Source organism: Enterobacter cloacae complex sp. HYC042_NIDB (genome assembly GCF_056673315.1).
In genome coordinates, this window is the sequence record NZ_CP109650.1 from 3,024,909 (window position 1) to 3,044,498 (window position 19,590).

The 19,590-nt window shown below is 55.6% G+C and carries 18 protein-coding genes; 8 read left to right on the top strand and 10 right to left on the bottom strand.

Annotated features, from left to right (window positions below; translation table 11 throughout):
- Nucleotides 1-80 precede the first annotated feature (80 nt).
- Both OKF39_RS14530 and OKF39_RS14535 read left to right on the top strand, forming a co-directional pair.
- The gene (locus tag OKF39_RS14530) at nt 81-1,022 is read left to right on the top strand and encodes a VirK/YbjX family protein (protein ID WP_045260308.1); all 942 of its coding nucleotides are present in this window, start codon (nt 81-83) and stop codon (nt 1,020-1,022) included.
- Between the two features lie 172 nt (nt 1,023-1,194).
- On the top strand, nt 1,195-2,070 hold the full coding sequence (locus tag OKF39_RS14535) for a glycosyltransferase family 17 protein (protein ID WP_193031980.1): 876 nt from the start codon (nt 1,195-1,197) through the stop codon (nt 2,068-2,070).
- Between the two features lie 440 nt (nt 2,071-2,510).
- Here the strand turns inward: OKF39_RS14535 and OKF39_RS14540 are convergent, their stop codons facing one another.
- Genes OKF39_RS14540 through yobA form a run of 3 tightly spaced genes read right to left on the bottom strand, consistent with a single transcriptional unit; the run spans nt 2,511 to nt 4,108 of the window.
- Complete coding sequence (locus OKF39_RS14540) at nt 2,511-2,849, bottom strand: YebY family protein (RefSeq protein ID WP_028013604.1); 339 nt, start codon at nt 2,847-2,849, stop codon at nt 2,511-2,513.
- A 16-nt stretch (nt 2,850-2,865) separates the two neighbouring features.
- A complete protein-coding gene (copD, locus tag OKF39_RS14545; protein WP_479983084.1) occupies nt 2,866-3,735 on the bottom strand; it encodes a copper homeostasis membrane protein CopD in 870 nt (289 codons plus the stop codon).
- A gap of 1 nt (nt 3,736) precedes the next feature.
- Complete coding sequence (yobA, locus tag OKF39_RS14550) at nt 3,737-4,108, bottom strand: CopC domain-containing protein YobA (RefSeq protein WP_041909466.1); 372 nt, start codon at nt 4,106-4,108, stop codon at nt 3,737-3,739.
- A 136-nt stretch (nt 4,109-4,244) separates the two neighbouring features.
- Between yobA and OKF39_RS14555 the strand changes: the two genes are divergently transcribed.
- From OKF39_RS14555 to exoX, 3 genes are all read left to right on the top strand, one after another.
- Entirely contained in the window at nt 4,245-4,475 is a 231-nt protein-coding gene (locus OKF39_RS14555) for a DNA polymerase III subunit theta (RefSeq protein ID WP_008500465.1), read from the top strand.
- Between the two features lie 110 nt (nt 4,476-4,585).
- Entirely contained in the window at nt 4,586-5,236 is a 651-nt protein-coding gene (locus OKF39_RS14560) for a nitrilase-related carbon-nitrogen hydrolase (protein WP_479983085.1), read from the top strand.
- Between the two features lie 24 nt (nt 5,237-5,260).
- Nucleotides 5,261-5,923, top strand: coding sequence for an exodeoxyribonuclease X (gene exoX, locus OKF39_RS14565; protein ID WP_025756911.1), 663 nt, complete (start codon nt 5,261-5,263; stop codon nt 5,921-5,923).
- On the opposite strand, the gene ptrB is transcribed toward exoX, so the two are convergent.
- Both ptrB and OKF39_RS14575 read right to left on the bottom strand, forming a co-directional pair.
- The gene (ptrB, locus tag OKF39_RS14570; protein WP_045260313.1) at nt 5,920-7,980 is read right to left on the bottom strand and encodes an oligopeptidase B; all 2,061 of its coding nucleotides are present in this window, start codon (nt 7,978-7,980) and stop codon (nt 5,920-5,922) included. The two genes, exoX and ptrB, sit on opposite strands and share 4 nt — an antisense overlap.
- 85 nt (nt 7,981-8,065) lie before the next feature.
- A complete protein-coding gene (locus OKF39_RS14575; RefSeq protein ID WP_126345756.1) occupies nt 8,066-8,716 on the bottom strand; it encodes a tellurite resistance TerB family protein in 651 nt (216 codons plus the stop codon).
- Between the two features lie 170 nt (nt 8,717-8,886).
- On the opposite strand from OKF39_RS14575, the gene purT reads away from it, so the two are divergent.
- A complete protein-coding gene (gene purT, locus OKF39_RS14580; protein ID WP_136485498.1) occupies nt 8,887-10,065 on the top strand; it encodes a formate-dependent phosphoribosylglycinamide formyltransferase in 1,179 nt (392 codons plus the stop codon).
- 42 nt (nt 10,066-10,107) lie between these two features.
- On the opposite strand, the gene kdgA is transcribed toward purT, so the two are convergent.
- The 3 genes from kdgA to zwf all read right to left on the bottom strand — a co-directional run bounded on the left by kdgA (nt 10,108) and on the right by zwf (nt 14,310).
- Complete coding sequence (gene kdgA / locus OKF39_RS14585; RefSeq protein WP_479983086.1) at nt 10,108-10,749, bottom strand: bifunctional 4-hydroxy-2-oxoglutarate aldolase/2-dehydro-3-deoxy-phosphogluconate aldolase; 642 nt, start codon at nt 10,747-10,749, stop codon at nt 10,108-10,110.
- A 39-nt stretch (nt 10,750-10,788) separates the two neighbouring features.
- Nucleotides 10,789-12,600: a phosphogluconate dehydratase gene (gene edd / locus OKF39_RS14590; RefSeq protein WP_479983087.1), complete on the bottom strand. Its 1,812-nt coding sequence runs from the start codon at nt 12,598-12,600 to the stop codon at nt 10,789-10,791.
- A 234-nt stretch (nt 12,601-12,834) separates the two neighbouring features.
- The gene (gene zwf, locus OKF39_RS14595; protein ID WP_028013613.1) at nt 12,835-14,310 is read right to left on the bottom strand and encodes a glucose-6-phosphate dehydrogenase; all 1,476 of its coding nucleotides are present in this window, start codon (nt 14,308-14,310) and stop codon (nt 12,835-12,837) included.
- Between the two features lie 358 nt (nt 14,311-14,668).
- Here zwf and OKF39_RS14600 point away from each other — a divergent pair, with 358 nt between their 5' ends.
- The gene (locus OKF39_RS14600; RefSeq protein WP_028013615.1) at nt 14,669-15,538 is read left to right on the top strand and encodes a MurR/RpiR family transcriptional regulator; all 870 of its coding nucleotides are present in this window, start codon (nt 14,669-14,671) and stop codon (nt 15,536-15,538) included.
- A 139-nt stretch (nt 15,539-15,677) separates the two neighbouring features.
- Nucleotides 15,678-17,120 carry a pyruvate kinase gene (gene pyk / locus OKF39_RS14605; protein ID WP_028013616.1) on the top strand — a complete coding sequence of 481 codons (1,443 nt, stop codon included), beginning with the start codon at nt 15,678-15,680 and terminating at the stop codon, nt 17,118-17,120.
- A gap of 48 nt (nt 17,121-17,168) precedes the next feature.
- Here pyk and lpxM read toward each other — a convergent pair whose 3' ends face one another.
- Both lpxM and mepM read right to left on the bottom strand, forming a co-directional pair.
- Complete coding sequence (lpxM, locus tag OKF39_RS14610) at nt 17,169-18,140, bottom strand: lauroyl-Kdo(2)-lipid IV(A) myristoyltransferase (protein WP_479983088.1); 972 nt, start codon at nt 18,138-18,140, stop codon at nt 17,169-17,171.
- A 120-nt stretch (nt 18,141-18,260) separates the two neighbouring features.
- Complete coding sequence (gene mepM / locus OKF39_RS14615) at nt 18,261-19,580, bottom strand: murein DD-endopeptidase MepM (RefSeq protein ID WP_028013619.1); 1,320 nt, start codon at nt 19,578-19,580, stop codon at nt 18,261-18,263.
- Nucleotides 19,581-19,590 lie beyond the last annotated feature (10 nt).

Consider the following 19,590-nt stretch of genomic DNA (forward strand, 5'->3'; position numbering starts at 1 on the left):
AGAAATAAAGATCCGCGCGCTCTTAATCCCTTTTTACTGGCTCCTTAGAATAAGGGGAGATAAAAACGAGAGGTCTTCACGTGTCTAATACACAGCTACATAACGATGTTTTCTATCCGCATCGCACGAATATTATTTCCGAGCTGGTGAACGGCAAACGCGTCCCGGGGCCAATCTGGCGGAAACGCGACTACAGACTGAAGTTCCTTTTACGTTCCCTGCTCTTTTGGTCTTCCACCCACCGTATGCTGGAAGCCCTCTCTGGCCGTGACGATTTCGACAAACTGCTGACATCGCAAATTACGTTGCCCAGCAAGACCCATCGGCAGTACCTGATGCGCGGTCTGACGGCAAACGATCGCGCCGACGCTATCGTTAACCATTACTACTGGATCGATCGCCTGAAGGAGAGCCGTCTTGCCCAGGCTATGACCGGCGCGCAGGAACAACCTATCGCGCAGTTCCACGTCAAAGACGGCGTGACCTACACGGTTAATGCGTCCTCAGCTGGCAAAGCCGAGCGTGAAGGTGAGAGCACGCTCTGGCTGCGCGACAACGAGGATACGCTTCTTGCCAGCCTGACCTTTAGCGTCGCCCGCAGCAATGGCCAGCCCGTTATGGTCATTGGCGGACTTCAGGGCCCCCGTCGCTGCGTGTCACGAGATGCCATTAAACTGGCAACTCGCGCCTGCCATGGCCTGTTTCCCAAGCGCGTGCTGATGGAGGTACTTTTCCAGCTGGCAGCGCAGTCATCTGTTCGGGCCATTTTTGCCGTCAGCGATGAAGGACACGTTTTCCGCGCGCTACGCTATCGCCTCAGCAAAGGCCGTCATTTCCACGCCAGCTATGACGAATTCTGGGATTCTTTGGGTGGAAAAAAACTTTCCGCCTTCTGCTGGCAGCTGCCGCTGCAGATGGAGCGCAAATCCCTCGACGAGATAGCCAGTAAAAAACGTGCTGAATACCGTCGTCGCTTTGAACTGCTTGATGAAATTGAGGCGTCCGTTAAGTCCCATTTCTAATCGCGACAAGCGTTTTCGCTCTCAGCACAGAGAATGCACTCGGTTTGAAAAAGGAATGATAAAGCAGAGCACTCTTGCATATGCCAGGGGTGCTCAGTTAGCATTGCGCGAAATGAAAATAGCGAATGCGTTGGAAAAGCGCAGTGTAGACGCAAATTTAAGGACTTTAATGATGATTTACGACTGCTTCTTGTATTACGATGAAGATATGCTTCTTGATATCAGGCTGAATACGCTAGCAGGCGTTGTTGATCGCTTCGTTATTGTTGAGTCAACGCATACCTTTACCGGCAAAAAGCGGCAGCTTCACTTTGACATAAATAAATACGGTCCTTTTAAAGATAAAATTATTTATGTTGTGCATGATGAAACACCTCTCATGAAAGCCTCTGACGGCGGCGATCAGCATCAGGACGGTCTGGTGGTGGATGCATGGGCGAATGAAGCCGCGCAGAGAAATGCCATCATGCAGGGCCTCAAAAGTGCTAAAGATGATGATTTGATTTTAATTTCCGATGTGGACGAGATTTTTTCACCACAGGTTATCGGCTCTATCAACGCGAATAAACTCTGCACAACGCTTTATCAGAACTTTTATAATTATCAGTTTAATCTGCAGGTTTTTAATACAGATAACACCCCAAGAAAATGTAAACTGCCGAGAGCGACAAAATATAAAAACCTCGTTCATTTTTTTGGCGGCGAGCCTGAGTCGTTCAGAAATCTTAAACGCACCAGAAGCGTCAAAAACTGGTCCTGGCTTAAATGGAACTGGTTCAAACTTAACAATCGCATCATTGAAAATAGTGGCTGGCATTTCTCATGGGTTATGACCCCTGAACGCATATCAGAAAAAATGTCCACCATCTCCCACACGGAATACGATCTGCCTGAGTTCAACAACCCGGAACATATCATGAAGGTGATAAAAAACGCCGAAGATATCTGGGGACGAGACAGGAAGTTAATCAGGCAAGAGCTGTCGGCAGACAATTTCCCCGAGTATATCGTTAACAACAAAGATAAATTCAGGGAATTCATTATTTAACTATCAGGCCGGGCCTTTACTTCACCGACGAAGATTCCACAGCGATCGCCAGGCCACAATTTTTTAACAAAGATGCCAAAAAACCCTGGACGTACGCGGTCCTGAGTATGTTATGGTTTAGTCAGGATAGGGAACTGTCCATCTATTCTCGGGGTTTTCGGTCCATAACCAAAAAACCTTTTGAGAAACAAATAGATAAAAAGAGACCGAATACGATTCCTGTATTCGGTCCAGGGAAATGGCTCTTGGGAGAGAGCCGTGCGCTAAAAGTTGGCATTAATGCAGGCTAAGTCGCCTTGCCTTTTAAGAATAGATGACGACGCCAGGTTTTCCAGTCCACAGCAAAAGTGGCCTGAAAAAAAGCGTCAGAGCATCATTAAAAGTGAAAAACCGCAGTGCTCTGGCGAGCATCTGCGGTTTTTTTATTGGAAACCTGAACGTCAGCAGAGCTTGTCAGCGCGCTCGATAAACGGTGCCAGGCTCATCTTCTGCCCCGGGTTGGCCGGGTCATCAATCTGAATCACGCTGACTGGCTGACCGCTGCTCTTGCCACTGGCGACCTGCTGCTCAGCGGTATCGTTGAGCGGGTACTGGACCAGCGTGCTCGGGTTGATCGCATACAGCGCATGGCCCGGACGGCAGGTCAGCATCACCTCTTCGCGATTAAAGGCCCATTTGTCTTTGCCCACTTCAAAGCGGCTTACGGTGATTACCTGCGGTGCCGCCAGAGCGCTTCCCGCGCAGGCCAGCAATAAGAGAGAAAGTACTGTCTTTTTCATTTAATAGTTAACCTTGTCAGAAGGGTTCCCAGGTAGCAAACAGACTGACCGTTGCCAGAACCAGCGCGCCCAGCACCACCTCTGCCTGTGTCATCCTGATAAACATCTGTTGTGCGCGCCCGGAATCCGGACGGAACCGTGGCACCAGAAAATACCGATTTGCCAGCGCAATTGCCACCATCAACGCCACGAGAGCACATTTGAACAACAAAAACTGCACGTAGCCAGCCTGCCAGGGAATATGGATGCCCAGAATCAACAGCGCATTCACTACGCCGGTAAGCAGCACGCCTGCGACGGCATAATGCCCCACGCGCGAGAAACGCATCATGGTATAGATGGCCGCGTTCTGCCAGCGTCCTTTCGCCAGACGCATGCAAAACAGCAGCGGCAGCAATCCACCCACCCAGGTTGCGGCACACAGCAGGTGAACAGCATGATTGAGTCGCTGTATCGCCCCCATCGGGCCGTCGCTCATCGCCGCGTGCCCTACCCCTGCCAGCAGGATAAGCTGGCCCATGGCGAGCAGCAGCAGGCGCGAGCCTTTCAGCGGCGCGAGCCACGCGATGACAACGGTGATGGCAGCGAGGATAATTTGCCACAACCAGACGCCACCAAACCGCGTTCCCAGCACGCTGTACCAGATTTGCGGGTTAAACACATCGCCCCAGCCGTTGCCCATTAAGCCGCCCTGAAGCATAAACATCAGGATCGCAGCGGCCAGGCTGACGATGGATGCCACTCTCTGCTGGAGCTGGAAACGTCGGGCCATCAGGCGGTGCAGCCCGGAAGGCGCAAACCAGACGCTGTAAAGCGCGTTGCCAAAAACGAGCATTAGCGCCGCAAAATGGATAAAGCGCAATCCTACGTATAACAGTCCCAGCATGCTATTTCACGCTGAAGCGATAGCTGCCTTTGGTTTTATGGCCGTCGACGGAAACCACGTGCCAGTCCACCCGGTAAGCCCCCGGGGCGAGCGTCTGTTCCAGCGGAACGGTCAGCTGTGCTTTGTTCTTTTCGTCTCGCGTGGCGGTACCGGTTTTGATCACCTGATTTTGCGCATCCGTTACCACGACGCCGCTAAATCCGGGCTCGATACCTTCGGAGAAATTCAGCGTCAGCACCTGCGGTGACGCCACCTGGCTGTCCGCTGCCGGGCTCTGCTGCTCAAGATGCGCATGCGCCAGCACGGAGGGTGAGATTACCGTTGAGGCCAAAAAAACCAGTGCGCATACCGCGCGGGAAGCGGATAAACCCATCACAATCATTCCTTTTTGTTATGTCTGTATGCTAAAGAATAACGCTGTATAATAAACGAGTCGAGGATCATCCCGCTCTGCTTGTCATCGTCGCGCAATCGCGGTAACGTTGCCGCCGCAAAATAAGGAGAAGGTAATGAAGATCAATCTGGCCGCCCTTCCTCAGGACGAGATGGATAAAGTGAATGTCGATCTCGCTGCCGCTGGCGTCGCCTTTAAAGAGCGTTACAACATGCCCGTCGTGGCTGAAGTGGTGGAGCGAGAACAGCCCGCCCATCTGCGTGACTGGTTTCGCGAAAGGTTAATTGCCCACCGTCTCGCCTCGGTCAACCTCTCCCGCTTGCCGTACGAGCCGAAAGTTAAATAAGCTTAACGACTCGTTACACTTCCTTACGCGGAATCTGGCAGGATAAGAAAACCCTGATTAAATTAGGTGTACTCTTTAATCCCTGCGACTCTGTGTATAAGGAAGTCACGATGTCACATTGGAATATTGCGGCAGCCCAGTATGGCGGGCAGCATCACAGCGTAGATGACCATATTGCGCACCATCTCCACTTTATTGCCGAAGCAGCACAGCATCAGTGCGATTTGCTGGTTTTCCCGGAACTCTCATTAACCGGCCCGGGCGCGACGGCATTACCGCTACCGCCCGAAGACGATCGACTACAGCCGTTGCTTGACGCCGCGCATTTTTACCGCATTACCCTCATTGCAGGGCTTCCCGTAGAACAAAACGGTCAGCGCCAGAAAGGCCTTGCGCTGTTTATCCCCTCCCGCGATCGTATTCTGCGTTACCCTCAGGGGAGCGGCGCCAGCCTGGTGCCGGGTGATAAACAGCTCACGATTATCGATGGGCAAAGCGATTCCCCGAATCTTGATCCGCAGGCAACACTCTTCACCAGTTGCCAGTCGGTGAGGGATTACCGCTGGCGACAGTCCATCAATACCCTGCAGCGCTTTGCGCACAGGTATGCCATCGCGGTGTTAATGGCAAATGCCGGCGCGGGCAGCGCGTTATGGGATGAAAAAGGCCAGCTGATCGTTCGGGCAGATAAGGGTGAGCTCCTGTTAACCGGCACGCGCAACGGACAGGGTTGGCAAGGCGATATCATTCCTTTAGGCTAAGCGTTTTAAGCTCAGGAGATTTTCATGCTGCGCGTCATTGATACCGAAACTTGCGATCTTCAGGGCGGAATTGTGGAAGTGGCCTCGGTCGACGTGGTTGATGGAAAAATCGTCAACCCGATGAGCCATCTGGTGCGTCCCGATCGTCCTATTAGCCCACAGGCCATGGCTATCCATCGCATTACAGAATCAATGGTCGCGGATAAACCCTGGATAGAAGACGTTATCCCGCACTACTACGGCAGCCCATGGTACGTTGCCCACAACGCCAGCTTTGACCGTCGGGTACTCCCCGAAATGCCCGGGGAGTGGATTTGTACCATGAAGCTGGCGCGTCGCCTCTGGCCAGGGATCAAATACAGCAATATGGCGCTGTATAAATCCCGCAAGCTCAGCGTCAGAACCCCTGAAGGGCTGCACCATCACCGCGCCCTGTATGACTGCTATATCACCGCTGCGCTGCTCATAGATATTATGAACACATCGGGCTGGACGCCGGATGATATGGCAACGATCACCGGACGCCCTGCGCTGCTGACGACGTTCACCTTCGGCAAATACCGCGGGAGAGCGGTATCGGATATTGCAGATAAAGATCCGGGCTATCTGCGCTGGCTGTATAACAACCTCGACAAAATGAGCCCGGAGCTGCGCTTAACCCTGAAACACTATCTGGGCGAAGCTTAACGCTGCACACGGCCTGGCAACGTATCCTGCGCCAGGCCTATCAAAAAGGCATACTCCAGGGCCACCCCTTCGTAGGATTTGAATCGACCCGATTTCCCCCCGTGCCCGGAGTCCATATCGGTGCAGAGCAGCAGCAGGTTGTCATCGGTTTTCAGCTCCCGCAGCTTTGCTACCCATTTTGCCGGTTCCCAGTATTGCACCTGTGAATCGTGCAAACCGGTCGTCACCAGCATGTGCGGGTACGCTTTCGCTTCCACGTTGTCATACGGGCTGTACTCTTTCATATAGCGATAATAGGTTTCATCCTGCGGGTTGCCCCACTCCTCAAACTCCCCGGTCGTCAAAGGGATGGACTCATCGAGCATAGTGGTAACCACATCGACAAACGGGACCTGCGCAACAATGCCCTTAAAGCGATCGGGCCGCTGATTGATGACCGCCCCCATCAGCATTCCCCCCGCGCTGCCGCCCATGCCGAAGCAAAGCTGAGGATCGCCATAGCCTTGCTCAATCAGCGCATCGCAGACGTCGAGATAGTCGTTGAAGGTGTTTTTCTTTTTCAGGAATTTCCCGTCTTCATACCAGTGCTGCCCCAGCTCGCCGCCGCCGCGAATATGGGCAATGGCGAAAACAAAGCCGCGGTCGAGCAGGCTTAATCTGCTGCTGCTGAAGTCGGCATCCATGCTGGAGCCATAGGAGCCGTAGCCGTAGACCAGGATCGGATTTTTACCCTTCTGGAAATGCGCCTTGTGATAAACGAGCGAAACCGGCACCTCCACGCCATCGCGCGCGGTGACCCACAGGTGTTCGCTGCGGTAATTGTCGGAATCAAAGCCCTTCACTTCGGTTTGCTTAAGTACCTGGCGCTGTCCGGTATCCATATCCAGCTCAAAGAGCGTATCCGGCGTGGTCATAGACGAGTAGCCGTAGCGCAGCCGGGACGATTCAGGCTCCGGGTTAAAGCCGATCCACGTGACGTAGGCCGGATCGTCGAACGCAATCCCTATCACCTCACGCGTTTTACGATTGATCTGCCGGATACTGGTCAGCCCCCGCTGGCGCTCCTCCACCACCAACCAGTCGGTAAACAGCGTGAACCCTTCCAGCATCACCTGATCCCGCGCGGGAATGAGCACCTCCCACTTGCGCTCGTCGCGCACCTTGGTTTTGTACAGACCAAAGTTCTTGCCTTCACGATTCGAACGCAGATAAAAGCTGTGCTGGAAGTGATCCAGGCTGTACTCGTGGTCCTTGCGGCGCGGCAGGAAACAGAGCGGCTGGGCGTCAGGCAGTTCGGCATCCAGGAGCAGCACTTCCGAGGTGGTGGCGCTGGCGAGGAAGATAATCACATAGTGGCGCGAGGAGGTTTTATGCAGGCTGACATAAAACGTTTCGTCTTTCTCTTCATAGACCAGCTCGTCATCGGCTGAGTCCGTGCCTACGGTATGGCGCCACACCTGATAAGGCAGCAGCGTGGAGGCGTGCTTTTTAACGTAGTAGACCGTCTCGGAATCGTTCGCCCAGACAAAATCCGGGGAGACGTTTTCCAGCATTTCCGGATACCAGTTGCCGGTTTCCAGATTGCGAAAACGCAGGCCGTACTGGCGCCGGGAGAGATAATCCTCCGCAAGCGCCATGATGGTGTTGTCCGGGGAGATGGACATACCACCCAGGGTATAAAACTCGCTGTGGGCGGCGCGCTGGTTCGCATCCAGTAAAATGTCCCATTCATCCCACTCGGCGCTTAATACCGACTGTCGTTGATAGATGGGATACTCGTTGCCCGGCTCATAGATATGGCGATAGCGATAGCCGTTTTTGGTCCAGGGCGCGGAGATGTCGCGCTGGGGAATACGCTGCACCATTTCGTTCAGCAGCTGGTCCTGCAGCGCCTGCTGGCTGGCCATGACCCTGCGGCCATAGTCGTTTTCCTCGTGCAGGTAGTCGAGCACCTCTGGCCGGGAACGCGAATCGTCCCGCAGCCAGTAGTAGTTGTCTATGCGCGTATCGCCATGCGTGACGATCGCATAAGGAGTACGTCGGGCTTTCGGTGGCATGTCATCATTCTTTTAAGTTTTACACCCTATAAGGTTGGCAAAACCCGCGCGTGATGCAAGCGAAACATGACCCCGGGGGCGCGAGTTAGCCCTGTAGCGCCTGTTTTTGTTCCCCGATATCTTTTTCTATCCCCTCGCGCACGTCCTGAGGGATCTTCAGCGCGTCGCCGAGGGCGTTAAGGTAGCTACGCTCCATAAAGTGATCGATATCTATGGCAGCACAGCTGAGAAAATAGAGTTCCAGCGCCTCTTCCTCATTTTTCACGCTCAGTGCCAGACGCTGCGGATCGAGCGGCTGATCAATGGCCTGCGCCACCAGCGTTCTGCCCTGTTCTTCAACACCCGCCTCGCGTAGCTGCTGTTCGATAGCCGCTCTTTCATTATCATCAATATGCCCGTCGCTTTTGGCGGCAAACACCAGCGCCAGGATGAGCCGCTCCGTGCGCAGATCCAGCGGAGAAGTATGCTCCCCATAGTGAGGTTCATCGCGGTGCGCCGCTCGCACCCTGTCCTTATATTTGTTCCACAGCACGGTGCCGGCGATAGCGCCGCCCCCGGCCAGCAGCGCGCCGGTACCGTACTTCGCCAGCAGCTTGCGTGAGGATTTATTGGCAACCAGCAGCCCTGCCAGCCCACCGAGCGCCCCCGGTACCAGCAGTTTGCTCAGCCCCTGTTCGCCGGAACCAGACGTTTTCTGCCCTAACATGGATTGCAGTTGATTTAACCAGCCTGACATGGTTTCCCTCGCTTAACGGTTAACATGTTCTCCAGCGTAAGCGAGCAGGCGTCAGGAAATGTCCATCAAGCCTAAAGAAGCGCAAATTTCTGGTCTGCCCTTTTGCCGTGCGCAAGACAGACGCAAACGTTTTCGTTTATACTGCGCGCATCTTTTTCAGGGGGAATGTTATGACTCGTTTAGGAACCGCGCTGCGACCTGCGGCGACGCGCGTAATGTTGTTGGGATCGGGCGAACTGGGTAAAGAAGTCGCCATTGAGTGTCAGCGTTTAGGGGTGGAGGTGATTGCCGTAGACCGCTACGCCGACGCGCCCGCCATGCACGTCGCCCATCGTTCTTATGTGATTAACATGCTGGACGGTGATGCCCTGCGTACGCTCATTGCACGGGAGAAACCGGATTTTGTCGTGCCGGAAATTGAAGCTATCGCAACCGATACGCTGATCGCCCTTGAGCAGGAAGGCCAGCGCGTGGTGCCCTGCGCGAAAGCCGCAAAGCTGACCATGAACCGTGAAGGCATTCGCCGCCTGGCGGCGGAGGAGCTGGGGCTGCCTACCTCTAGCTACCGTTTTGCGGGTGACAAAGCCGCATTCCTGCAGGCCGTTGAAGAGATTGGCTACCCGTGCATCATTAAGCCGGTGATGAGCTCTTCCGGGAAAGGTCAGAGCTTTATTCGCGACAGCAGCGCGCTGGATAGCGCGTGGGATTATGCGCAACAGGGTGGCCGTGCCGGTGCCGGTCGCGTGATCGTCGAAGGCGTGGTGAAGTTTGATTTCGAAATCACTCTGCTCACCGTCAGTGCCGTGGACGGCGTCCATTTCTGCGACCCAATCGGTCACCGCCAGGAAGATGGCGATTATCGTGAATCCTGGCAGCCGCAGCAGATGAGCGACCTGGCGCTGGAGCGTGCCCGGGAGATTGCCCGTAAGACCGTTCTGGCCCTGGGCGGTTATGGTCTGTTCGGCGTGGAGCTGTTCGTCTGCGGAGACGAAGTGATCTTCAGCGAAGTCTCCCCTCGCCCGCACGACACCGGTATGGTCACGCTCATTTCGCAGGATCTCTCGGAGTTCGCCCTGCACGTGCGCGCCTTCCTCGGCCTGCCGGTTGGCGGCATCCGCCAGTACGGCCCGGCGGCGTCGGCGGTGATCCTTCCGAAGTTGACCAGCCAGAATGTGACGTTTGATAACGTCGAAGGCGCGGTGGGCGCAGGCCTGCAGGTCCGTCTGTTCGGCAAGCCGGAGATCGACGGTACGCGTCGTCTGGGCGTGGCGTTAGCCACCGGGGATAACGTTGACGAGGCCGTAGCAAGAGCAAAAGCGGCGGCTGCGAACGTTCAGGTGGCAGGATAAAAAAAACGGGCCGAAAGGCCCGTTTTTCATGCTGCATATGGCTTACTGCTTCGCGCCTTCAACCGCTTCACGAGCCAGTTTCGTGATGCGATCCCAGTCGCCCGCTTCCAGCGCATCCGCCGGAACCAGCCATGAGCCGCCGATGCACAGCACGCTTTTCAGCGCCAGGTAGTCGCAGTAGTTAGCCGGGGAGATACCGCCCGTCGGGCAGAAGCGTACCTGAGAGAAGGGACCCGCAATTGCCTGCAGCGCTTTGGTGCCGCCGTTCGCTTCCGCCGGGAAGAATTTGAACTCTTTCAGACCGTAGTCCATGCCCAGCATCAGTTCAGAAACGGTGCTGATGCCCGGGATCAAGGGAATGGTGCCTTCGGTCGCGGCCTTCAGCAGCGGCTCGGTCAGGCCCGGGCTGATGGCAAACTGTGCGCCGGCTTCGGTCACTTCCGCCAGCTGCTGCGCGTTGAGAACGGTACCCGCACCGATGATGGCGTCCGGCACTTCTTTAGCGATGGCGCGGATGGCGTCCATCGCGCAGGCGGTACGCAGGGTCACTTCCAGAACGCGAACGCCGCCCGCAACCAGCGCTTTCGCCATTGGCACAGCGTGCTCCAGCTTGTTTACCACGATAACCGGCACGACAGGGCCAGTGGTCAGGATTGCTTCTGCACTTGTTTTCCAGTTTTTCATCAGAGTTCTCTCTCGCCAGATCGTTAAAATCAAGTCGTCTTAAAACGTAATACAGGTTGCGCCCTGCTCCGCACCGGAGAGCTTCTCACGCAGCGCGCTGAACATTTCGCGTCCGGTCCCCACGCGCGATGCGCTCAGGTCAGGAATATGGGGCTGACGTGCCGCCAGCTCCGCGTCATCCACCAGAAGGGTTAACTCGCCAGTCTGGCCGTTCACGCGGATCATGTCGCCGTCGCGCACTTTCGCCAGCAAGCCGCCATCGTAGGCTTCAGGCGTGACGTGGATGGCGGAAGGCACTTTGCCGGATGCGCCTGACAGGCGGCCATCGGTCACTAACGCAATTTTGAAACGGCGGTCCAATAATACACCAAGTGGTGGCATAAGTTTATGTAATTCTGGCATGCCGTTCGCTTTTGGCCCCTGATGACGCACGACCACCACACAGTCTTTATCCAGCAGACCGGCGTCGAAGGCAGGCAACACGTCGTGCTGGCTTTCAAACACTACCGCCGGGGCCTCGATAACCTGGTTCTCTTCCGGCACGGCAGAGGTTTTCATCACCGCGCGGCCAAGGTTGCCGCTCAGCACTTTGGTACCGCCGTGGTGGGAGAACGGTTTGTCGATAGTGGCAATCACCTGCGGATCAAGAGACGCGGTTGCCCCGTCGCGCCAGTCCAGCTCGCCGTTGTTCAGCCACGGCTCCTGGGTGTAGCGCTGCAGACCAAATCCGGCTACGGTGTTCACGTCTTCATGCAGCAGACCGCCTTTCAGCAGCTCGCGCATCAGCAGCGGCACGCCGCCCGCGGCCTGGAAGTGGTTGATGTCCGCTGGCCCGTTCGGGTACAGACGCGCCATCAGCGGTACCACGGAGGAGATATCGGAGAAGTCATCCCAGTTAATCAGGATACCCGCCGCGCGCGCCATGGCCACCAGGTGCATGGTGTGGTTAGTTGAACCGCCGGTCGCCAGCAGGGCGACGATACCGTTAACGATCACTTTTTCGTCGACCATTTTGCCCATCGGCATCCATTCATTGCCGTTTCCTGTCAGGCGCGTCACCTGACGGGCCGCGGCCTCGGTCAGCGCCTGGCGCAGCGGCGCGTCCGGCTGGATGAAGGACGAGCCCGGAAGCTGCATCCCCATAAACTCCACCACCATCTGGTTGGTGTTGGCCGTGCCGTAGAACGTACAGGTGCCCGGCGCATGGTAGGACGCGGCTTCGGCTTCCAGCAGCGCCTGACGATCGGCTTTGCCTTCCGCATACAGCTGGCGGATACGCACTTTTTCTTTATTCGGCAGACCGCTGGCCATCGGGCCGGACGGCACGAAAATCGCAGGCAGATGACCAAACGACAGCGCTGCCATCACCAGGCCCGGGACGATTTTGTCGCACACGCCGAGATACAGCGCACCATCAAACATGTTGTGTGACAGGCCCACAGCCGCAGACATCGCAATCACTTCGCGGCTCAGCAGCGACAGCTCCATACCATCCTGCCCCTGCGTCACGCCGTCGCACATGGCCGGGACACCCCCCGCCACCTGCCCGACCGCGTTCACGCTGTGCAGCGCTTTACGAATGATGTTGGGATAGACCTCATACGGCTGGTGCGCGGAGAGCATATCGTTATAAGACGTGATAATAGCGATATTGTTACGCAACATGCTTTTCAGGGAGGCTTTGTCATCGGGCTGGCAGGCGGCGAAGCCGTGGGCCAGGTTACCGCAGGCCAGCTGGGAGCGGTGAACGGTGTTGCTTTTCGCCTGTTCAATGCGGGCGAGGTAGGCCGAACGGGTCTCTTTCGAGCGCTCGATAATGCGTTGTGTTACGCGTAACAATGCAGGATTCATAAAAGCTCCTTTAATTTATCTGTCCGGGCTCGGGAGTTTACAAAGTCGCTGGCGGTTGTTAACAACGCTGAAACGCTTGCTGTCCGGAGCTCAGGGGCAAAATCACTTCCGGCAGTGTAATAAAAAAAGCCCCGCGGGTGAATCCACGCGGAGCTTAAAAGTATAAAAATTGTGCCACTAGCTGTGTTAGATCATGTTACCGGTAAAATAACACTTTCGGGCTAGTGGATTATCCTACTCAAACTCGTTCCAGGAGCGGCCATCGCGGGTGATCATCGCCACCGACGCCACAGGCCCCCAGGTACCCGCCTGATACGGTTTTGGCGCATCCTGATCGGCAGCCCAGGCTTCGGTGATGGAATCGACCCATTTCCACGCCTCTTCCACTTCGTCGCGACGCACGAACAGCGCCTGGATACCGCGCATGGTTTCCAGCAGCAGACGCTCGTAAGCATCCGCAAGGTGCGTCTGGTTGAAGGTTTCGGAGTAGCTCAGATCCAGCTTGGTGGTCTGCAGGTTATGCTTATGATCCAGGCCCGGCACTTTGTTGAGGATCTGGATATCCACCCCTTCGTCCGGCTGCAGACGGATGGTCAGCTTGTTCTGCGGCAGCTCCTGCCAGGACTCTTTGAACAGGTTCAGTTCCGGGTTCTTAAAGTAGACAACCACTTCGGAACACTTCGTCGGCAGACGCTTACCGGTACGCAGGTAGAACGGAACCCCCGCCCAGCGCCAGTCGTCGATGTCCACGCGGATGGCCACGAATGTCTCGGTGTTGCTGGACTTGTTCGCGCCCTCTTCTTCCAGGTAGCCTGGCACCTTTTTGCCTTGCGCAAACCCGGCAGTGTACTGGCCGCGAACGGTTTTCTCGCGCACGTTGGAGCGGTCGATGCGGCGCAGCGACTTCAGCACTTTCACTTTGGCATCGCGGATGCTGTCAGCCGTCAGGTCAGACGGTGGAGACATGGCAATCATGCACAGAATTTGCAGCAGGTGGTTCTGGATCATGTCGCGCATCTGGCCAGCCTGGTCAAAGTAACCCCAGCGACCTTCAATCCCCACCTCTTCCGCCACGGTAATTTCCACGTGGTCAATGGTACGGTTGTCCCAGTTATTCACAAACAGGGAGTTAGCGAAACGCAGCGCCAGCAGGTTCAGTACCGTCTCTTTACCGAGATAGTGGTCGATACGGTAGACCTGGCACTCTTCAAAGAACTCGCCCACCTGGTCGTTAATTTCACGGGAGGTAGCCAGCGACGTCCCCAGCGGTTTTTCCATCACCACGCGCGCCGGCTTGGCGTTCAGTTTGGCTTCGCCCAAACCTTTGCAGATAGCACCAAAGGTGCTTGGCGGCATGGCGAAATAGTTAATGGTGACACGGTTTTTCTGATCCAGCATGGCACCCAGACGGGAAAACGCGCTGACGTCATTTACGTCCAGGTTGCAGAAATCGAGACGACCGCTGAGGGTATCCCACAAACTTTCATCAATTTTTTCCTTCATGAAAGTTTCGAGCGCCTCGCGGACGACTTTGGTATAAGCGTCCTTATCCCAGTCGGCGCGCCCAACACCCAGGATACGGGTATCCGGATGAATTTGGCCCGCTTTCTCCAGTTGATACAGGGAAGGCAGCAATTTTCGGCGTGCAAGATCGCCTTTCGCGCCGAAAATGACCAGGTCACATGCCTGGGCTGTTTGCGTTACCGCCATGTCATTCTCCTCAGTTGGATCACCTGGTGCTTCTGCCAGGTATCGTTGTAATTTTATTACAATGCACTGTACTGCTTTTACGTCATTCCCGAAACCATTAGCGCTTATCGTCTCGTGCGATACGGCGATTTTTCGCCATTCAGCCGATTATGGCGACGTAATGACGCAACAGCCGTCGATAATTTGCGCAACAGGGTCATAGCAAAACCCGACATCGATCAAGTAATGAAAAAAAACAACAACATTATCTTGTCGACTGTTACCCTTTAGGGAAGCCACAGGGGTAATATCGGCTAATCGAATCAAGATTTCATCAATGAGTGAAATCGTTTCCACCCCCATGAGCGCCTTGTTAACAATGAACATGCTTGAAAAAATCCAGTATCAACTGGAACACCTTAGCAAATCCGAGCGAAAAGTGGCTGAAGTCATTCTGGCCGCGCCCGCTCAGGCGATTCATTCAAGCATCGCCGCTCTGGCTCAGGAAGCGGGCGTCAGTGAACCGACGGTCAACCGCTTCTGCCGCAGCCTGGAAACGCGCGGCTTTCCTGATTTTAAACTGCATCTGGCACAAAGTCTGGCAAACGGCACCCCCTATGTTAATCGTAATGTGGATGAAGACGACAGCGTAGATGCCTATACGGCAAAAATATTTGAGTCGGCCATGGCCACGCTCGATCACGTTCGTCAAAGTCTGGATATGAGTTCAGTAAACCGCGCGGTGGATTTACTCACCCAGGCCAAACGCATTGCATTCTTCGGTCTTGGCTCGTCAGCCGCCGTGGCGCACGACGCCATGAATAAATTCTTCCGCTTTAACGTGCCGGTTATTTATTCCGATGACATTGTGCTGCAACGCATGAGCTGTATGAATTGCAGTGAGGATGACGTCGTGGTACTGATTTCGCACACTGGCCGCACCAAAAGCCAGGTTGAGCTGGCGCAGCTGGCCCGAGAAAACGATGCCATGGTAATCGCCCTCACCACCGCCGGCACGCCGCTGGCGCGGGAGGCGACTCTCGCCATTACCCTGGACGTGCCTGAGGATACCGACATGTATATGCCAATGGTGTCCCGTCTGGCGCAACTCACGGTAATCGACGTGCTGGCGACCGGATTTACCTTACGCCGGGGCGCAAAATTCCGAGATAACTTGAAGCGAGTCAAGGAAGCGCTGAAGGAATCGCGTTTTGATAAAGAATTGCTTATAAAGAGCGATGTTCCCTGAAAGTAGATAACGAAGACGTAACCCATAATTAGATGTAACGATTTTCGGCATTCGGCTCCCTCTTTGCTGCCTTGCAGTAGATGAAGGCCGATTCAATGTTCACGCAACACCAAAGTTGTTTCAGTCAACGGAGTATTACATGTCCAGAAGGCTTCGCAGAACCAAGATCGTCACCACCTTAGGCCCGGCCACCGATCGCGATAATAACCTCGAAAAAATTATCGCCGCTGGCGCCAACGTGGTGCGTATGAACTTCTCTCACGGTACGCCAGAAGACCATAAATTGCGTGCCGATAAAGTGCGTGAGATCGCCGCTAAGCTGGGCCGCCACGTCGCTATCCTCGGCGACCTGCAGGGTCCAAAAATTCGTGTATCAACCTTTAAAGAAGGTAAAGTTTTCCTCAATATCGGCGACAAATTCCTGCTGGATGCCAACCTCGGCAAAGGCGAAGGCGATAAAGAGAAAGTCGGGATCGACTATAAAGGCCTGCCGGCTGATGTGGTACCTGGCGATATCCTGCTGCTCGACGACGGTCGCGTCCAGCTGAAGGTGCTGGAAGTTCAGGGGATGAAAGTGTTCACTGAAGTCACCGTCGGCGGCCCGCTCTCCAACAATAAAGGCATCAACAAACTGGGCGGCGGCCTCTCTGCGGAAGCCCTGACCGACAAAGACAAAGCGGATATCGTAACGGCGGCCCAGATCGGCGTTGACTACCTGGCGGTCTCCTTCCCACGCTGTGGCGAAGATCTGAACTATGCGCGCCGTCTGGCCCGTGACGCAGGCTGTGATGCCAAAATCGTCGCGAAGGTTGAACGCGCGGAAGCCGTGTGCGATCAGGATGCGATGGACGATGTGATCCTCGCCTCTGACGTGGTGATGGTTGCCCGTGGCGATCTGGGCGTGGAAATCGGCGACCCTGAACTGGTCGGTATCCAGAAAGCGCTGATTCGTCGCGCACGTCAGCTGAACCGCGCGGTGATCACCGCCACCCAGATGATGGAATCCATGATCACTAACCCAATGCCAACCCGTGCGGAAGTCATGGACGTCGCTAACGCCGTGCTGGACGGTACCGATGCGGTGATGCTGTCAGCGGAAACTGCGGCGGGCCAGTATCCGGCAGAAACCGTGGCCGCAATGGCGCGCGTCTGCCTGGGCGCGGAGAAGATCCCAAGCATTAACGTCTCCAAGCACCGCCTGGATATCCAGTTCGACAATGTGGAAGAAGCGATTGCGATGTCCGCCATGTATGCGGCCAACCATCTGAAAGGCGTTACGGCGATCATCACCATGACCGAATCTGGCCGCACCGCGCTGATGACCTCTCGCATCAGCTCCGGCCTGCCGATTTTCGCCATGTCACGCCACGAGCGTACGCTGAACCTGACGGCGCTGTACCGCGGTGTTACCCCGGTACACTTCGACAGCACCAATGACGGCGTAGCCGCGGCGCACGATGCCGTAAACCTGCTGCGCGATAAAGGTTACCTGGTGTCTGGTGATATCGTCATCGTGACGCAGGGTGACGTGATGAGCACCATCGGCTCAACCAATACCACGCGCGTACTGACTGTAGAGTAAGAACCGATCCCCTCTCCCCTAAGGGGAGAGGGGCAAGGTGAAGGTTTTCTATTTCCTCGGGTAAAGCTCTTTACGCTTATAGGGCTCCGTCTCTCCCGGCTTCCGCGTTTTCAGCAGCTTCAGTATCCACGTGTACTGTTCGGTATGCGGCCCCACCAGCAGCTCCACCTCTTCGTTCATGCGGCGCGCGATGGTGCGATCGTCCGCGGTCAGCAGGTCGTCCATCGGCGGACGGACTTCAATGCTCAGACGATGCGTTTTACCGTCGTAAACCGGAAAGAGCGGGATCACGCGGGCGCGGCAAACCTTCATCAGGCGCCCAATCGCGGGGAGCGTGGCTTTGTAGGTCGCAAAGAAGTCGACAAACTCGCTGTGCTCAGGTCCGTGGTCCTGGTCCGGCAGATAGTAGCCCCAGTACCCCTGACGTACCGACTGAATAAACGGCTTGATGCCGTCGTTACGCGCATGCAAACGTCCGCCAAAACGACGACGTACCGTATTCCAGACAAAATCGTAGATTTTATTGCCCTGGTTATGGAACATCGCCGCCATTTTCTGCCCCTGGGAAGCCATCAGCATTGCCGGGATATCCACGCCCCAGCCGTGCGGCACGAGGAAAATGACCTTCTCATTATTGCGACGCATTTCGTCGATGATTTCCAGCCCTTTCCAGTCAACGCGGTTGATGATTTTTTCCGGTCCTTTCAGCGCCAGCTCCGCCATCATCGCCATGGCCTGCGGTGCGGTGGTATACATCGCGTCGATGATGGCCTCGCGCTCGGCATCGCTTTTTTCAGGAAAACAGTAATAGAGGTTGATCTGCGCACGACGACGCGCGCTTTTACCTAAGCGTCCGGCCAGACGGCCAATTTTTCCCAGTACGGGATCGCGCAGCGCGGCAGGCAGCATAGCGATGCCCGCAAAGGTGTAAACCCCCAGCCAGGCGCCCCAGTTGCGCGGGTGTCGAAAGGATTTTTCAAACTCAGGAATGTATTCAATATTATTTTTTTTTGTTTCCATGCTAGTTCCAGGGTCTGGTGACGCAAAAAATTATTCAGATAGTGTAGCGAGGCAGTCGCCCACGCACAAAAGAAAAAGCCGGCGCATGCTGACACCGGCTTTTTTCACAAAACAGAGAGCTTAGTTTAAGCTCAGCTGCGGTATCACCTCTCTCGCCTGCGCCAGGTAATCGGAACGATCTTTACCTGTCAGGCCTTCGGTGCGCGGCAGTTTGGCCGTCAGCGGGTTCACGGCCTGCTGGTTGATCCACACTTCATAGTGCAGATGCGGGCCAGTAGAGCGTCCGGTGTTGCCGGAGAGCGCGATACGGTCGCCGCGTTTCACTTTCTGCCCCGGTTTGACCAGCAGCTTGCGCAGGTGCATATAGCGGGTGGTATAGGTACGACCGTGACGGATAGCCACGTAATAGCCCGCAGCACCGCTGCGTTTTGCCATCACCACTTCGCCATCGCCAACGGACAGCACCGGCGTGCCCTGCGGCATCGCGAAGTCTACCCCGCGGTGAGGCGCAACGCGTCCGGTAACCGGGTTCAGACGACGCGGGTTAAAGTTAGAGGAGACGCGGAACTGTTTCGCCGTCGGGAAACGCAGGAAGCCTTTCGCAAGGCCCGTACCGCTACGGTCATAGAACTTGCCGTCTTCAGCGCGAATGGCGTAGTAATCTTTTCCCTCGGAGCGCAGACGCACCCCCAGCAGCTGGCTCTGCTCGCGCTTGCCGTCCAGCATTTCGCGGGACATCAGGACGGAAAACTCATCGCCTTTCTTCAGCTTACGGAAATCCATCTGCCACTGCATGGCTTTGATCACCGCGCTGATTTCACCGCTGGTCAGGCCCGCATCACGGGCGCTGGAAACAAAGCTTCCGCCCACGGTACCTTTCATCACGCTGTTAACCCAGTCGCCTTTCTGCATTTCACTGGTCATTTTGAAACCGTTTGCAGTGCGGTCATAGGTGCGGGTTTCGCGGCGGGACATTTCCCAGGTCAAACGCTGAAGATCGCCATCCGCCGTTAATGTCCAGGAGAGCTGTTGCCCGATTTTCAGGTTACGCAGGTCTTTATCCGCAGCGGCCAGCTGGCTGATATTGCCCATGTCGATACCGTACTGGTTGAGCACGCTGCTCAGCGTGTCACCGGTAGAGACAACGTATTCGTGGATCCCCGCTTCGTTCTCGGTTTTATCGTCCAGTTCATCCTGAGGGATAGCTTCATCTTCCTGAGCGGCCTGGTCGATAGGCTCGCTGGCTTCAGGCAGCAAAGAGCGGATCTCGCTCTTTTCAAGCTCGATGGTTTTAATGATAGGGGCAGAACTCGGGTGGTAAACATAGGGCCGCCAGACGGCGACCGCTAAGGTGAGAACTGTAAGCGACCCCAGCATAACGCGGTGGGGTCGAGGCAGATTGTTAAATGCCAGGGCGACAGAGCGGGCTATCTGTTGCACGTATTCACTT

Coding starts and splice junctions, on each gene's coding strand:
- OKF39_RS14535 (WP_193031980.1), top strand. CDS start 1,195: ATGATTTACGACTGCTTCTTGTATTACGATGAAGATATGCTTCTTGAT.
- OKF39_RS14540 (WP_028013604.1), bottom strand. CDS start 2,849: ATGAAAAAGACAGTACTTTCTCTCTTATTGCTGGCCTGCGCGGGAAGC.
- copD (WP_479983084.1), bottom strand. CDS start 3,735: ATGCTGGGACTGTTATACGTAGGATTGCGCTTTATCCATTTTGCGGCG.
- yobA (WP_041909466.1), bottom strand. CDS start 4,108: ATGGGTTTATCCGCTTCCCGCGCGGTATGCGCACTGGTTTTTTTGGCC.
- OKF39_RS14555 (WP_008500465.1), top strand. CDS start 4,245: ATGAAGATCAATCTGGCCGCCCTTCCTCAGGACGAGATGGATAAAGTG.
- OKF39_RS14560 (WP_479983085.1), top strand. CDS start 4,586: ATGTCACATTGGAATATTGCGGCAGCCCAGTATGGCGGGCAGCATCAC.
- exoX (WP_025756911.1), top strand. CDS start 5,261: ATGCTGCGCGTCATTGATACCGAAACTTGCGATCTTCAGGGCGGAATT.
- ptrB (WP_045260313.1), bottom strand. CDS start 7,980: ATGCCACCGAAAGCCCGACGTACTCCTTATGCGATCGTCACGCATGGC.
- OKF39_RS14575 (WP_126345756.1), bottom strand. CDS start 8,716: ATGTCAGGCTGGTTAAATCAACTGCAATCCATGTTAGGGCAGAAAACG.
- purT (WP_136485498.1), top strand. CDS start 8,887: ATGACTCGTTTAGGAACCGCGCTGCGACCTGCGGCGACGCGCGTAATG.
- kdgA (WP_479983086.1), bottom strand. CDS start 10,749: ATGAAAAACTGGAAAACAAGTGCAGAAGCAATCCTGACCACTGGCCCT.
- edd (WP_479983087.1), bottom strand. CDS start 12,600: ATGAATCCTGCATTGTTACGCGTAACACAACGCATTATCGAGCGCTCG.
- zwf (WP_028013613.1), bottom strand. CDS start 14,310: ATGGCGGTAACGCAAACAGCCCAGGCATGTGACCTGGTCATTTTCGGC.
- OKF39_RS14600 (WP_028013615.1), top strand. CDS start 14,669: ATGAACATGCTTGAAAAAATCCAGTATCAACTGGAACACCTTAGCAAA.
- pyk (WP_028013616.1), top strand. CDS start 15,678: ATGTCCAGAAGGCTTCGCAGAACCAAGATCGTCACCACCTTAGGCCCG.
- lpxM (WP_479983088.1), bottom strand. CDS start 18,140: ATGGAAACAAAAAAAAATAATATTGAATACATTCCTGAGTTTGAAAAA.